The sequence below is a fragment of the Nonomuraea sp. H19 genome (assembly GCF_052068215.1).
Lineage (GTDB): Bacteria > Actinomycetota > Actinomycetes > Streptosporangiales > Streptosporangiaceae > Nonomuraea.
This window is the reverse complement of sequence record NZ_JBQHCV010000003.1, coordinates 1-13,894: the sequence shown is the minus strand read 5'-3', so window position 1 is coordinate 13,894 and position 13,894 is coordinate 1. Positions and strand designations below refer to the sequence as shown.

The window sequence follows — 13,894 nt, the reverse complement described above, 5'->3', positions numbered from 1 at the left end:
GTGAACACGAGCCCCCGACATGTCCGTAAAGGGGCCGTCCCGAGCATCCGCGACGTGGCCGCCGAGGCCGGCGTCTCGCACCAGACCGTCTCGCGCGTGCTGAACGAGTCACCCAGGGTACGGCCGGCCACCCGCGCCGCAGTGCTGGCCGCGATCGACCGGTTGGGCTTTCGCCCCAACCGGGCCGCGCGCACGCTCGGCTTCGGCCGCGCCAACGGCGTCACCGTGGTGACCTCCAACACCACGCTCTACGGGTACGCCTGCATCCTGCAGGGCATCGAGGAGGCCGCCAGGACGGACGGCGTGGCGCTGGGCATCAGGGTCGTGGAATCCGCCGAGGTCAAGCAGACCGTGGACTACATGAGCGACCCGAGCGCGGGCGGCGTGGTCGTGATCGCGTACGACCCGCTGAGCAAGGCGGTGCTGGAAGCGCTGCCGCCGCACATCCCGGCCGTCGTCGCCGCCGAGCCGGGCGCGCCCGACCTGGGGCGGGTCGCCATCGCCCTGGACGAGCGGCGCGCCGCCGCCGACGCCACCCGGCACCTGCTGGAGCTGGGCCACCGGACCGTGCACCACGTGGCCACCCCGTCCGAGGGCCGCTCCGGCGGCCGGCTGGCGGGCTGGCGGGACGCGCTGACGTCGGCGCGGGCCGCGATCCCGGAGGTCATCGGATGCGGATGGGACATCGCGTCCGCGTATGTGGCCGGGCAGCGGCTGGCCGCTCGTTCCGACGTGACGGCGATCCTCTGCGGGAACGACGACATCGCGCAGGGGGTGCGGCGGGCGCTGTACGACGCGGGCAAGGACGTGCCCGGGGATGTGAGCATCGTGGGGTTCGACGACATCCCGGGCTCGGCCTTCTGGACGCCCGCGCTGACCACCGTGCGGATGGATTTCCTGGGGTTGGGGCGGGCGTGCTTCCACGCGGCGGTGGCCGAGCTGGACGGGCTGCCGCAACCGGAGATCTCGCTGGTGCCGCCGCGCCTGATCGTGCGAGAGTCCACCGCGCCCCCGCGTCACCCCTGACGCGTCGAGTCGCGGCTGGGCGGGCGGACGGAGTCGCGGACGACGATGTGGGTGCCCAGGACGACGTGCTGGCGTTCGTCCCGGTGCAGGGCCAGGCGCACCGCCGTGCGGCCCAGCTCCTCCGTCGGGATGTGCACCGTCGTGAGCCCGGGCTCCAGGTCGGCGGCGAACGGGATGTCGTCGTAGCCCGCCAGCGACACGTCGTCCGGCACCCGGATCCCCGCCTCGCGCAGCGCGGCCAGCACGCCGATGGCCACCATGTCCGTGGCCGCGAACACCGCGGTGAAGCGGGTGCCCAGCGAGATCAGCCGTCGTGTCGCCTCGTAGCCGTCGGCGCGGCCGAACCAGGCCGGGACGACCAGGCCGGGATCGTACGGCACGCCGAACGACTCGTGCGCGCGCACGAAGCCGCGTTGCCGGCCGACCTTCGTGGTGTTGAGGTCGTCGGGGGCGGAGGCGCCCACCAGCGCGATGTGCCGGTGCCCCTGCGAGAGCAGGTGGCTGGTCATCGCGTACGCGCCGCCCTCGTTGTCGTATTCGACCACCGTGGTCGGCACGTCGTCGCCCAGCGGCGGCCGCCCGCACAGGACGAGCCTGGAGCCCGCCTTGTCCAGGGCGTGGGCGAAGTGCGACATGCGCTCGCGGTAGGTGTCGTCGAGCGAGCCCCCGCCGACCAGGATCACCGCGTCGGCCCGCTGCTCCCGCATGGCCTCCACGACGGCCAGCTCGCGGGCCGGATCGCCGTGGGTGGTGCACACCATGCACAGCCGCCCCTCGGCGGTGGCCTGCTGCTCCACGCCCTTGGCGACGTACGCGAAGGAGGGTCCGGTGACGTCGTCGAGCACGAACGCCACCATCTTCGTGCTGGCCCCGGACAGGGCGCGGGCGTGCACGTTGAGCACGTAGTCGAGCTCGCGCATGGCCCGCAGCACCCGCGTCCTGGTGGACTGGGCGACCGGGTAGTCGCCCTTGATCACCCTGGAGACGGTGGTGGCCGACACCCCGGCCCGCGCGGCCACGTCCCGGATGGTGATCCGCTCGTCGTCCGTACTCACCCCTCTTGGGGTTATCTTTCGCGACAAGGCCGACCCTTCACGGACAGCTGTGGGAGGTACGCCAACGCTCGCAGTTTATGGCCACCGCGATCCCTCGGCATCCCAGCCGATGGTCCCCATCGATCACTGCTGCTCCACCAGCGCGACGCCCACGGCCGGATCGGGCGTTCCAGGCGGAGAACGCCATCAGGTGAGGCGCACGGTCTCGTGGCGCAAGCGGGCAGCTCACCGGTGATCAACGCGCGCATGGCGAACAACGTCTTCGGACGGTGCGGCACGGGCAAGGCCTCCGTTCGGAGGACGTTATAGAAACCGATGTCTAACGTAGGAGTGCCAAGGATTCCGGTCAACGGCGAGCCGTGGAGAAACATGTTTCCTGGGCAACCGGGTATTTCCGCATTCCGTGTAACGTATGCGTAACGTGTTCTTGTGGTCATGGCCACACGGTCGTAGCGTTCGCAGCGATCGGTTTCTGTGACTGGAGGCAGAGATGAGACGGCTACGGCGGTGGCCGCGAGCCTGCCGGCCGCCCTGGCGGGCCGCGCCGGCCAGGACCGGAGCCCGGCCGCCGCGCAGCTGTGCCCGACGGCGGGGCCGGTGAGCCGCCGCCACGCGTGGCACGCCCCGGTGCCGTCCGCCGGCGACATGACCTCGCTCGTCATCACCGGGTCGCCGCTGGCCATTATTTCTCTTGCACTGTTCATGTTCTCGCCGCAGAAGCACTGGCGCAGCGGCATCCCCATGGAGGCCATTCGATGATCCGCAATCCCGTCCTCCCCGGCTTCCACCCGGACCCGTCCATCCTGCGGGTGGGCGACGACTACTACCTGGCCACCTCGACGTTCGAGTGGTATCCGGGCGTGCGCGTCCACCACTCCCGCGACCTGGTCAACTGGCGGCCCCTGGGCGGCATCCTGACCGACCGCCGGCTGCTCGACCTGTCCGGCGTGCCCGACTCCGGCGGCGTGTGGGCGCCTGACCTCACCTATGCGAACGGCCTGTTCCACCTGGTCTACGGGGTGATGGACACCTACGCCCACGGCTTCAAGGACATCGCCAACTACCTCGTCACGGCCCCCGCCATCGACGGCCCGTGGTCGGACCCGGTCCGGCTGCCGGGGCGCGGGTTCGACGCCTCGCTCTTCCACGACGACGACGGGACCTCGTACCTGCTGAACATGGTCTTCGACTCCCGCCCGGGGCACGGGTTCGCGGGGATCGAGCTCCAGCCGCTCGACGGGGGCAAGCCGCGGCTCATCCTGGAGAACCGGCACGTGACCGAGGGACCGCACGTCTACAAGATCGACGACTGGTACTACCTGCTGGTCGCCGAGGGCGGCACCGGCTACGAGCACTGCGCCTCCGTGCTCAGGTCGCGCTCGCTGGAGGGGCCGTACGAGCCGGACCCGGCCGGGCCGATGTTCACCTCGCGCCACGACCCGAACCTGGAGCTGCAGAAGGCCGGGCACGGCTGCCTGGTGCAGATCCAGGACGGCAGCTGGTACGTCGCGCACCTGGTCGCCCGGCCCTACACCACGCGCGGCCGGTGCGTGCTGGGCAGGGAGACCGCGCTCCAGCCCGTCGAGTGGGTGGACGGCTGGCCGCGGGTGGCCGGGGGAGTGGCCGCGGTCGAGGTGCCCATGCCCGCCCTGCCGCCGCACCCGTGGCCGCCCGTGGGCAGCGACTGGAGCACCCTGCGCCGCCCCGCCTCGCCGGACTGGGTGACCTTCGACGGGGACCGGGTGACGATCACGGGCGGGCAGTCCCCGTACGGGCTGCGCGCCCCCAGCCTCGTCGGCCGCCGGGTCACCAGCAAGCGGTGCGCGTTCGCGGCGAACGTGACGTTCGAGCCGGACAGCGTGCACCAGTCCGCCGGGATCACCGCCTACTACAACTCCCGCAACTGGTACCACCTGGCGATCACCACCGACGGTCTGGTCCTGACCGGCAGCGACCGGGGCGTCCGCACCGTCCACTTCACCGGAGCGCCGGGAAGGCGGCTCGGCGTCGAGTTCGACGGCCCGGTCCTGCGCTTCACCTGCGACGACCAGCCCATCCCTGTGGAACTGGACGCCACGGTCCTGTCGGACGAGAACGCCGACGAGATCATCGACGGCCAGATCCGGAGCTTCGGCTTCACCGGTGCGTTCGTCGGCCTGTGGGTGCAGGACCTGGCGGGCGAGGGATGCCAGGCGACCTTCCGCGACGCGACCTATCGGACGCTCTGAACAACCCGCCGGGCGTCACCCTGGGCAATCTCGATGATCTTACCCGGAGCGTGCCGTGAACCCCCCGAAGCTGTCGGTCATCGCCCGTGAAGCCGGCGTCTCGCCGTCCACCGTGTCCAAGGTGATCAACGGCAGGGCGGACGTGTCGCCTCCGACCCGGGCGCGCGTCCTGGACGTGCTGCGCCGCCGCGGCTACCGGCGGCGCATCCCGCTCAATCTCTGGCTGTTCGACCTGCTCATCGACGACCTCGCGGCGCCGTACGCGGGCGAGGTCATCGAGAGCGCCGAGCGGGCTACCCGGCAGGCGCACGGCGACCTGGTGGTCTCCCTGGCCGACGCCGGGTGGTTCGGCCGGGTCGCCGCCCGGGGGAGTGCGGGGGTGCTGCTGGCCGGCGCCCGGCTCACGCCGCCCCAGGATGCCTGGCTACGCGACCACCGGCTGCCGGTGGCCGCGATCGACCTGTCCCGGCGGCCGCTGGGGGAGCTGTGCATGGCCGCTGTCGCCTCCCTCGTCGAGCGGACTCCCGTCCCCCGCTCGAAGGCCGGAGCCGGCCCGGGGAGCGATCCCCGGGCCGGCACTCCGCGCCAAGCCGGTGACGCCGGCTTCTAGGCGAGCCACTGGGTGAGGAGGGCGGCGAAGGCCTCCGGGCGTTCCAGGTGGAGGAAATGGCCGGTGCCCGGCCAGGTGACGACGCGCGATCCCGGCGGCGCGGGGATGGCCGACTCCCAGGCGGCGGGCTCGGGGAGCGAATGCAGGCTCAGCACCGGGCAGCGCCGTCCGGCCAGGTACGTTTCGGCCGCTCGACGGGTGCCGAACGCCTCCGCGGTGACGTACATGCCTTCGTAGCACTCGGCCAGCACGTGGCCGGGGGTGGCGAGGAGCTGGTCGCGTACGGCGGGGGGGAGGGCATCGGCGCCGAGCTGGCGTACCGCCGCCGCCGCGCCATCGGCCCGCAGCGCCGCCAGCCGACCGGCGAACAGCCGCTCCTCCTCCGCGTCCGCGCCGTAGGCGGGGTCGACCACCACGAGGGAGCGCACCCTGCCGGGATGCCCGACGGCCAGGGCGGTGACGATCTGCGCGCCCATCGAGTGCCCGACCGGGACCGCCGTCTCGACGCCGAGCCGGTCCATCAGCGCCACCAGATCGGCGGCCAGCTCGGCGGGCCGGTACCCGGCCGGCGGCCCTGAGGAGTGTCCGTGTCCGCGCAGGTCAGGGGCGATGACCCGGAAGCGGGGCGGCAGCGCGGCGGTCACCGGCGCCCAGGCCCGCGCGTCGCCACCCCACCCGTGTACGAGCAGGAGCACCGGGGCGTCGCGCGGACCCTCGTCGATGTGGTGCAACGTGACGCCCGGCAGCTCGGCGACCGCCATCGTCCCTCCTGAAGCCCATAGAAACCGCTGACTGCCCATGCTAGGGGAGGGCACGCGGGGCGATCAGTTCTGGGCCTGGCAGGGAAGGGCGTAAGGGCGACCCGGGAGGTATTGAGCCCATTCGGTGCGGGTGATCGACATCCCCGACGAGTCGCAGACGTTCGCGCGCGCCTGTTCCACGTCCACGCCCCACAGCTGGGTGGCCACGTCGGAGGTGCCGGCCAGGACGGTGCCCTCGGGGCCGAACTCCACGTCGTTCACCGCGTACGGACTCGCGAGCACCGCCCACAGCGCCGGCCGGGTCCGGTCGGCGACGTTCCACACCCGGATGGTGCGGTCCCGGGACGCGGTGGCGAGCGTGCGGCCGTCGGCGCCGAATGCGACGCCGGTCACGTCCGAGAGGTGGCCCTGCAGGACCGACACCTGCTTCGGCTGCTCCGGGCTGGTGACGTCCCACAGGCGCACCATCCCGTCCGACGCGGCCGTGGCCAGCGTCTTGCCATCCTGACTGAACTGCAGGTCGAGCAGGCCGCCGGTGTGCGTGGTGAAATCGGCCAGCCGGCGCGGCGCGGCCGGCTTGGACACGTCCCACAGTCGTACCGACGCCGCCCCCGAGCCGGTCGCCAGGACGCGGCTGTCGGGCCGGAACGCCGCCGTGTCGAGCCGGTCGTCGGCGGCGCCCGGCGTCGCGACCCGTTTGGGGCTGCTGGGCGTGGACACGTTCCACAGCACCGTCTTGCCGTCCTGCCCGGTCGTCACCACCAGCTTGCCGTCGGGGCTGTACGCGGCCGACCGCAGGCCGCCCGCGTGCCCGTAGATCGTCGCCACCTGCTTCGGGGCGGCGGGGTCGGCGACGTTCCACAGCCGGGCGGTCTGGTCGCGGGAGGCCGAGACCAGGTGGCGGCCGTCCGGGCTGAACGCCACCGCGACGACCTCGCCGGTGTGCCCGCTCAACGTGGACACGGGCGCGGCCGACGCCGGATCGGAGACGTCCCACAACTTGATGGTCCTGTCGCCGGAGGCGGTGGCGAGAGTGCGGCCGCTCTTGGCGATCGCGACCCCGTTGACCAGCCCGGTGTGCCCGGCGAGCCGGGCGCGCGAGGCGACGCGGGCGGGATCGGCGGCGTTCCACACGCGGGCGGTGCCATCGGCCGAGGAGGTGGCGAGGTTCTGGCCGTTCGGGCTGAACGCCACCCCCGTCACCGCACCGCCGAACCCCGTCAGCGTGGCCGCCCGCCTCGGGGCGCTCGGGCTGGAGACGTCCCACAGGCTCACGGTGCCGTCGGCGAAGGCGCCGGCCACGACGTTGCCGTCGGGGCTGAAGGCGATGTCGCCGATCGGCGAGGCGGGCCCGGTGGCCGTGCCGGTGAGCTTGGCCGCGGTGATGTTCCACAGCTGCATGGCCCCGGTGCTGGAGGCCGTGGCGAGGTAGACCCCGTTGGGGGCGAACGCCACGCTCCTGACGTCCTTGGACGCCAGCGCGGCCAGGTTGCCGGGCTTGGCCGGGGTGATCACGTCCAGGAGCGTGACGCCGGTGGAGGAGGTGACCGCCATCATCCGCCCGTCGGGGCTGAAGGCCACGTCGGTGGGGGCGGTGGCCTGCTTCAGCACGGAGACGGGCTGGGGTTTGGCGGGATCGGCGATGTTCCACAGCCGCACCGACTTGTCGGCGGACGCCGTGGCCAGGAGGTTCCCGTTGGGGCTGAGCGCCACGGCGACCACCGGCTCCTGGTGGCCCTTGATCGTGGCCAGGGCGCGGGGCCGGGCGGTGTCGGAGACATCCCACAGGCGGGCGGTCTCGTCGGCGGAACCGGTCGCGAGCACCCGTCCGTTCGCGCTGAACGCCGCTGCAGTCAAGCTGCCCGTGTGGCCCTTCGCGACGCCCGCGCTCTTGGGGCGGAGGGGGTCGGCGACGTTCCACAGCCGCGCGGTGCGGTCGCCGGAGACGGTGGCGACGACGCGGCCGTCGGGACGATAGGCGACGCGCTCGACGGGCGCGGTGTGGCCGATCATCCGCGCTCCCAGCGGACGGGAGAGCGTGCCGAGCAACGCCCCCCGGGCCTCTGGGGTGGCGGAGACTCGGTACGCGGCCAGCGCCAACTGGGCCCCGAGCGAGGTGTCCGGCATGGTGGCGGCGGCCGCGGCGATCTGCCGGGACAGCGCCTGGTCGCGCTGCGTCGCCGCCGTCGTGGCCGCCGCGGACGAGGTGCCGGCCTGCCGCAGCGCCAGCACGCCGCCGACCGCGGCTATGAGCACGAGCACCGTAAGGGTGGCGATGACTCCCCGGCCGATCACCTCGCGCCGCCGGTGCCGCCGCTCCGAGGCGTCCAGGAACTCCCGCTCGACGGGGGTCAGCGCGCCGTCCAGCAGGCCATGGACCGCCGCACCGCCGGGTGCGGCCGCCCTCGGCCCTGGCACACCGCCCGGCCCTGGTCCCGGCGCACCGCCTGGTCCCGGCGCACCGCCAAGTGCCGGCGGCACGCCTGGTGCCGCAGTGCCGCTCGCCATCGCCGGGCCGTGTGGTGCCGTGCCGCTCGTCGGCGGCGGGGTGCCTGGCGCTGCCCGGTCTCGCGTCTTCGCGGGCGTGTCCGGTGCCGTCAGGGAGGCCGCCACGGCCTGGGCGGCCGCCAGGCGGCTGTCGGTGTACAGGTATGCCGGGTCCTGGCCCGATCGCTGCCAGGCCGCCGCGTCCTCGCCCAGCCGGCGGCGGACGAGCAGCGCCGCGCGTTCGGCGTCGATCCAGCCCCCGAGCCGCGGCCAGGCCCGGATGAGCGCCTCGTGCGCGAGCGACGCCTCGCCCTCGTCCACCGTGACCAGCCGCGCCCTGGCCAGCTCCGCCAGCACCTGCCCGGCGACCGACAGCCCCTCGGGCGCCAGGTCGGCCGTCGCGACCCGCTGCGTCGTGCCGCCGATCTGCTCGTCCACCAGCACCAGCCGGACCAGCAGATCCCGCGCCACCGGCTCGAACTCCGCCCCGAGCCCCCGCAGCGTGTCCTCCGCGCTCATCGCCAGCGCACCCGTGACACCCCCGGCGCCCCGGTAGCCCGCCATGGTCAGCACGCCGCCGGAGCGCCGCTGCCACGTGGCGAGCAGAGCGTGGGAGAGCAGCGGGAGCAGGCCGCCGGAACGCTCTAGCGCGGCCTCTTCCGCCCGCGAATCCTCCAGCAGCAGGTCGGTGAGCCCGGGCTCCACGCTGAGCCCCGATCGGACCGCGGGCTCCTCGATCACCGCCCGCAGCTCGGCCTCGGTCATGGGCGCGACGACCTCGGGCCGCCGCATCGTCTCCATCAGCCCCGGGTAGGCCGCGCAGCGCCCGAAGAACTCGGCGCGCACCGCGATCACCACGGCCGCCGACCGGGACAGCTCGGCCAGCGCCTCGACGTACCGCCGCCGGGCCGCCGGGTCCGCGCAGGCGGTGAACATCTCCTCGAACTGGTCGACCACCACGAGCAACTGCCGGGGGAGCCCGCGCCGTACCCCTGCGGGATCGGACTCGATGATCGCCCTCAGCCGGGCCGGGTCGCCCCCGCCGAGCGCGGCCAGCTCGCCGGCCAGCGCCCCCAGCGGATCCGCGCCGGGCGTCAGCACGACGCACGACAGGTCCTCCGCGGACTCCTTCCGCAGTGCGGGGATCAGCCCCGCCCGCAGCACCGACGACTTCCCGCAGCCCGACGGTCCGGTGACGATGAGCGGCCCGCCGGCCTCGTACGCCTGAGAGCCGATGACCACGGGCGGCCCGCCCGCCCGCAGAGCCTGCCGCACCCGTCTGACCAGCGACTCGGTCAGGTCCTCGCGGCCGAAGAACAGCTCGGCGTCCTCGGTCCGGTAAGGGGGCAGACCCCGATAGGGGCTGGACAGGTCGCCGGGCGACCGCATCGGCGGCCCCGCGGGCGCAGGCCCCTTGTGGGCGGGGTTGGCCGCCAGCGCCGGCCGGTTTCCTACGTCGGTGGCCTGCCGCCGCGGTCGAGGGAACCCGGCGTCCGGAAGCGTGCTGGCCAGCCGGTGGTAGAGATGATCGAGGGTGAACGCCGCAGGCCCCGCCGTCTCGCCTTCGTTCAGCAACCTGAGCAGCGCCCCGCTGAGCGCCGTGTGCCGGACGCCGGGCAACGACCAGGCGTTGTCGTCCCGGCTCGACGACGCCAGCACGTACGCGCCGCGCCCCATCCCCTCGAAGACCTGCTCCATCGCCTTCGCCGACACCGGTCGCCCGCCCCCGGTGAAGCAGCAGTCCAGCACCACCACGACGAGTTCGGCCCGCGCCGCCGACAGGATGCCCCGCACCACTCCGTACGGCAGCGCCTGGTAGCCCGGCACCCCCTGCCCGAGGTCCACGGTGGCGCGCGTGGCCAGGTGCAGCTCGTTGTCCGGGCTGAACACGCCGTGTCCGACGTAGTAGAACATCAGGACCGAGGTGGCCTCGCGCGCCTGCTGCTCCAGCGCCTCGCCCAGGTTGGCCGGGGTCGCCGGGTCCAGCAGCACGTGCAGATTGGCCGGCGCCAGGCCCGCCCGCTCGACCAGGCCCTGTCCGACGTCGTTGACGGTCGACGGCACGGCGGGGACCTGCGGTAACCGCGACGCGGGGCGATGCGCGCCGGTGCCCGCGACCAGCACCCGCGCGCCCGCGGAGGACAGCAGCAACGGTGGACCGCTCGATTGGGGACGCACGACCCGGGTTCTCTCCAGCGTCGATTCGTCCTCGGTCATCCGTCCCACCCCACGGTCGTCGAGGGTTGTTAGGGTACGGAAGTCTCCGTCCCGCGTCGAGTTGGCTGATCCTGGTCCGGCAGCAGCGCCAGGATCTGCGCCTGGATCAGCTCCAGCGGCTCCAGCGACCGGTAGGCGCGGGCGAGGATCATGCCGCCCTCCAGGGTCGCCAGCATCAGCATGGCCGGCCCGCGCGCCTCCTCCGCCGCCACCCCGTACGCCACCAGGCTCTCCTCCAGCGCCGTCACCCACGACTCGTAGGCCTCGTGGCAGGCGGCGCTGAGTGCCGCCGAGCCGGGGACCGAATCGAGCGTCACCGTCGTCATCGGCAGCCCCTCGGTGTAGCCGCTCTCCTCCAGGTGGCGGGCGAAGTGCGCGCCCATGGTGCTCACCCACTCCCGCGCGGTACGGCTCGCGCGCCGGCACTCGACGATGAACGCCACCGAGTCCGCCGCCGCGGCCCTGACGGCCGCCACCGCGATCTCCTCCTTGCCCCCGGGGAACAGGAAGTACGTCGACCCCCGCGGCGCCCCGCTCTCGGCGACGATCTGCGCCAGCCCTGTGCCCTGGTAGCCCTGAGAGCTCAGCAGCCTGCGCGCGCTCTCGACGATTTTCTCCCGCGAATTGGACTTTGGTCTCGGCATGCCTGAAACTATAGCGGACGACATACTTACCAAAGAAGGGACAGGCCATGGCAACGGTGTTGGTCACCGGCGGTTCGGGGTTCGTGGGCGGGCGGCTCATCTCGCGCCTGGTCGGCGACGGGCATGAAGTACGGGCGCTGGCCCGCAGCGAAGCGGCCGCCGCCACGGTCGAGGCCCTGGGCGCGTTAGCCGTACGCGGCGACGTCCAGGACGTGGCCGCGCTGCGTGCCGCCGCGGCGGGCAGCGAGATCGCCTTCCACGCCGCGGCCAGGACTTCGCGCGGCGGCGACCGGGCGGCCTTCTGGGCCGACAACGTCGAGGGCACCGCCAACGTGGTGCGCGCCGCCGGCGAGGCGGGAGTGCGCCGGCTGGTGCACGTCGGCACCGAGGCCGCGCTGATGGACGGGCAGCCGCTGGTCCGCGTGGACGAGACCGCGCCGCTGCGGCCGGACTCGCGGGCGAACTACTCTGCGTCCAAGGCCGCCGCCGAGCGGCTGGTGCTGGACGCCGAGGGCATCGAGACGGTCGTGCTGCGGCCCCGGTTCGTCTGGGGCGCCGGCGACACGACCCTGCTCCCGGAGCTGACGGCCATGATCAGGAGCGGCAGGTTCGCCTGGATCGGCGGCGGGCGCCACCTCACCGACACGACGCACGTGGACAACGCCGTCGAAGGGCTGCTGGCAGCGGCTGAGAAGGGCCGGCCCGGGCAGGCGTACTTCGTGACCGACGGCAGCCCTGTCGTCTTCCGTGACTTCCTCACCGAGTTGCTGGCCACCCACGGCGTCACCCCGCCGCGCCGATCGCTCCCTCTCCGTCCGGCGCTCGCCGCGGCGGCGGCAGGGGAGGCGATCTGGCGGCGGCTGGGCCCGGCCGGGGCGCCGCCGCTGGACTACATGAGCGTGTGGCTGTCCGGCCTGGAATGCACGATCGACATCTCGAAGGCCACCCGCGAGCTCGGCTACCGCCCGATCAAGACCCGGGAGGAGGGCCTGGCGGAGCTCACCAGTTGGCGGGCAGGCCAGGCGTCGTAGCCGGCAGAGCGTGGCCCGGCGGGTGGATGACATACGCGACGCCGCCGCTGCTGGAGCTGCGCAGCCAGACGTTCTCGAAGTCGGCGCGCGGATAGACGTGGCGTACCGCGTTGTTGCTCGGCGAGGCCGGATCGTTGGCGATCACGTCTCCGTCGGTGGTGAAGCCGACGACCGCCATGAGGTGGCCGTTGGTGCCGTACCCGGCGCCGGGCAGCTCTCCCTTCTTGAACGACTGCGAGGTGATGACCGGGATGCCCGCCTTGATCAGCAGCTCGAGCTCGGTCAGCGAGCGCAGCCGGGTGACGAACCCGTCCATGCCGTACCGGCCCGCGTACGCGGTGTTGAACGGCCAGTTGCCCGCGCCCTGGTAGGCGTGGTCGTAGGTGTAGCGGGCCGCGTAGTCGACCTCGGGGTTCGGGTCTGACGGATCGACCCACGCGGTGTCCTGCGCGCTCGGCCACTTGTCCCAGTAGCCCAGCACCATCGTGGTCGAGGTCGGGCTGCACCACGCCTCGCCGCCGCCGTCCCATTCGGGGTAGTGGCCCTCGTGCACGTTCTGGGAGCGGCGTGGCACGTTCAGCTCCGTCCCCCAGGCGCCGCCGCCCGGGCTGACCGGCACCGTCTTGCGTGCGGGCACGTTGGAGGCCATGGCGCCGGACGTACGAACGCGCGGGATCACCGCCGAGCCCGGCGTGCGATAGAGGGTGAGGCGCAGCTGGTAGGCGCTGATCTGCTTGCCCGCCGCCGCGACCAGCGTGTCCACGGAGACCGTGGCGTCCGCGTCGCCCTGCCCCGGCACCGACGTGCGGCGGATGTCGCCCTCGGCGTAGGCCCAGCGGCCGAGCGAATACCACTTCGTCAGGCCCTCGGCGTTCCTGCCGCGGGCCTCGACCTGCAGCCAGCTGCCCGGCGGGAGGTCCGCGGTCCAGGAGGCGATCAGCTCGGTCGCCGGGAAGCCGATGGCCTGCTCGGGGCCGGTCCAGCGGGCGTACTCCCAGGTCTTGGTGCCGAGCGCGTCGGTGTAGGAGGTGGTGCCCGCGGCGGTGCCGAACGACAGGCCGTCGCCGGCCGTCGTGCCCTCGGCCGTGCCGGCGGTGAAATCGGCCCGCCGGAAGACGACGTCCGACGGCGTGGCCGGGGCCGGTTTCGTTCCCGCGCTCGCGGGAGTGGAGAGGGTGGTGATCACGATGAGGGACGACAGTAACACGGACAGTGCGCGCATGTACCCACCTTGCTCGGAAGGCGCTCGACGGGCCAGAGAGTAGGCGTGGCGGACGGGCAGAACATCGGGGAATGTACGTATCCCTACGCAGGGCAGGCTCTTAATTTCGAAATATTCGGGTCCCAGGACAGTGACCTGTATCACACGCTAGTATGTTCGACCGTGAAACTGGTGGTGCAGGTGAGGCTACTGCCGACACCTAAGCAGGCGGCGGCGCTGGAGGCTACCCTGCGTGCCTGCAACCACGCCGCCAACCTCACCTCCACGGTCGCGCACACCACCGGCGCGCGGCGCGAATATGCCCTCCGCAAACACGTGTACGGCCGGCTCCGGGCCGATGGGCTGGGTGCCCAGGCCGCCCAGCACGTCATCAAAAAGGTGGCCGACGCCTACACCGCGCTGCGCGCCAACCTCAACGCCGGCAACTACGGCCCGCCCGGCACCACCCGGCGGGCGAAGATCGAGGGCAAACCGATCCGCTTCTGCTCCACGGCCGCTCAGCCGTTCGACGACCGGTGCCTGTCCTTCGACCACCGCGCCCGGACGATCTCGATCTGGACCGTGACCGGCCGGGTCAAGAACATTGCCTTCACCGGCTCTGATGCCCAGCTGG

At 72.9% G+C, this 13,894-nt stretch carries 10 protein-coding genes and 1 pseudogene; 6 read left to right on the top strand and 5 right to left on the bottom strand.

What is annotated here, in order from left to right:
* A complete protein-coding gene (locus tag ACTMTI_RS06820; RefSeq protein ID WP_441118876.1) occupies window positions 1–1,026 on the top strand; it encodes a LacI family DNA-binding transcriptional regulator in 1,026 nt (341 codons plus the stop codon).
* On the opposite strand, the gene ACTMTI_RS06815 is transcribed toward ACTMTI_RS06820, so the two are convergent.
* The gene (locus ACTMTI_RS06815; protein WP_441118875.1) at window positions 1,017–2,081 is read right to left on the bottom strand and encodes a LacI family DNA-binding transcriptional regulator; all 1,065 of its coding nucleotides are present in this window, start codon (window positions 2,079–2,081) and stop codon (window positions 1,017–1,019) included. The two genes, ACTMTI_RS06820 and ACTMTI_RS06815, sit on opposite strands and share 10 nt — an antisense overlap.
* A 507-nt stretch (window positions 2,082–2,588) precedes the next feature.
* Here ACTMTI_RS06815 and ACTMTI_RS06810 point away from each other — a divergent pair.
* From ACTMTI_RS06810 to ACTMTI_RS06800, 3 genes are read left to right on the top strand one after another with little or no spacing between them, the layout of a single operon-like run.
* The gene (locus tag ACTMTI_RS06810) at window positions 2,589–2,840 is read left to right on the top strand and encodes a hypothetical protein (protein WP_441118873.1); all 252 of its coding nucleotides are present in this window, start codon (window positions 2,589–2,591) and stop codon (window positions 2,838–2,840) included.
* On the top strand, window positions 2,837–4,309 hold the full coding sequence (locus tag ACTMTI_RS06805) for a glycoside hydrolase family 43 protein (RefSeq protein WP_441118872.1): 1,473 nt from the start codon (window positions 2,837–2,839) through the stop codon (window positions 4,307–4,309). Before ACTMTI_RS06810 ends, ACTMTI_RS06805 begins: the two co-directional genes overlap by 4 nt.
* 55 nt (window positions 4,310–4,364) lie before the next feature.
* On the top strand, window positions 4,365–4,919 hold the full coding sequence (locus tag ACTMTI_RS06800; RefSeq protein WP_441118871.1) for a LacI family DNA-binding transcriptional regulator: 555 nt from the start codon (window positions 4,365–4,367) through the stop codon (window positions 4,917–4,919).
* Here ACTMTI_RS06800 and ACTMTI_RS06795 read toward each other — a convergent pair.
* The 3 genes from ACTMTI_RS06795 to ACTMTI_RS06785 all read right to left on the bottom strand — a co-directional run bounded on the left by ACTMTI_RS06795 (window position 4,916) and on the right by ACTMTI_RS06785 (window position 11,028).
* Window positions 4,916–5,680, bottom strand: a complete 765-nt coding sequence (locus ACTMTI_RS06795; RefSeq protein WP_441118869.1) for an alpha/beta fold hydrolase — start codon at window positions 5,678–5,680, stop codon at window positions 4,916–4,918. The two genes, ACTMTI_RS06800 and ACTMTI_RS06795, sit on opposite strands and share 4 nt — an antisense overlap.
* A 63-nt stretch (window positions 5,681–5,743) precedes the next feature.
* Window positions 5,744–10,384, bottom strand: a complete 4,641-nt coding sequence (locus ACTMTI_RS06790; RefSeq protein ID WP_441118868.1) for a caspase, EACC1-associated type — start codon at window positions 10,382–10,384, stop codon at window positions 5,744–5,746.
* A gap of 29 nt (window positions 10,385–10,413) precedes the next feature.
* Window positions 10,414–11,028 carry a TetR/AcrR family transcriptional regulator gene (locus ACTMTI_RS06785; protein WP_441118867.1) on the bottom strand — a complete coding sequence of 205 codons (615 nt, stop codon included), beginning with the start codon at window positions 11,026–11,028 and terminating at the stop codon, window positions 10,414–10,416.
* A gap of 47 nt (window positions 11,029–11,075) precedes the next feature.
* Between ACTMTI_RS06785 and ACTMTI_RS06780 the strand changes: the two genes are divergently transcribed.
* Window positions 11,076–12,059, top strand: coding sequence for an NAD-dependent epimerase/dehydratase family protein (locus tag ACTMTI_RS06780; protein WP_441118865.1), 984 nt, complete (start codon window positions 11,076–11,078; stop codon window positions 12,057–12,059).
* Here ACTMTI_RS06780 and ACTMTI_RS06775 read toward each other — a convergent pair.
* On the bottom strand, window positions 12,028–13,281 hold the full coding sequence (locus ACTMTI_RS06775; protein WP_441118863.1) for a C39 family peptidase: 1,254 nt from the start codon (window positions 13,279–13,281) through the stop codon (window positions 12,028–12,030). The genes ACTMTI_RS06780 and ACTMTI_RS06775 overlap by 32 nt on opposite strands.
* Before the next feature lie 162 nt (window positions 13,282–13,443).
* Here ACTMTI_RS06775 and ACTMTI_RS06770 point away from each other — a divergent pair.
* Window positions 13,444–13,894 (top strand): annotated as a pseudogene (locus ACTMTI_RS06770) (RNA-guided endonuclease TnpB family protein); the annotation flags it as partial.

Excerpts from the sequence above, each read along its gene's own strand:
- ACTMTI_RS06805 (WP_441118872.1), top strand. The coding sequence starts at position 2,837 with ATGATCCGCAATCCCGTCCTCCCCGGCTTCCACCCGGACCCGTCCATC.
- ACTMTI_RS06795 (WP_441118869.1), bottom strand. The coding sequence starts at position 5,680 with ATGGCGGTCGCCGAGCTGCCGGGCGTCACGTTGCACCACATCGACGAG.
- ACTMTI_RS06790 (WP_441118868.1), bottom strand. The coding sequence starts at position 10,384 with ATGACCGAGGACGAATCGACGCTGGAGAGAACCCGGGTCGTGCGTCCC.
- ACTMTI_RS06785 (WP_441118867.1), bottom strand. The coding sequence starts at position 11,028 with ATGCCGAGACCAAAGTCCAATTCGCGGGAGAAAATCGTCGAGAGCGCG.
- ACTMTI_RS06780 (WP_441118865.1), top strand. The coding sequence starts at position 11,076 with ATGGCAACGGTGTTGGTCACCGGCGGTTCGGGGTTCGTGGGCGGGCGG.
- ACTMTI_RS06775 (WP_441118863.1), bottom strand. The coding sequence starts at position 13,281 with ATGCGCGCACTGTCCGTGTTACTGTCGTCCCTCATCGTGATCACCACC.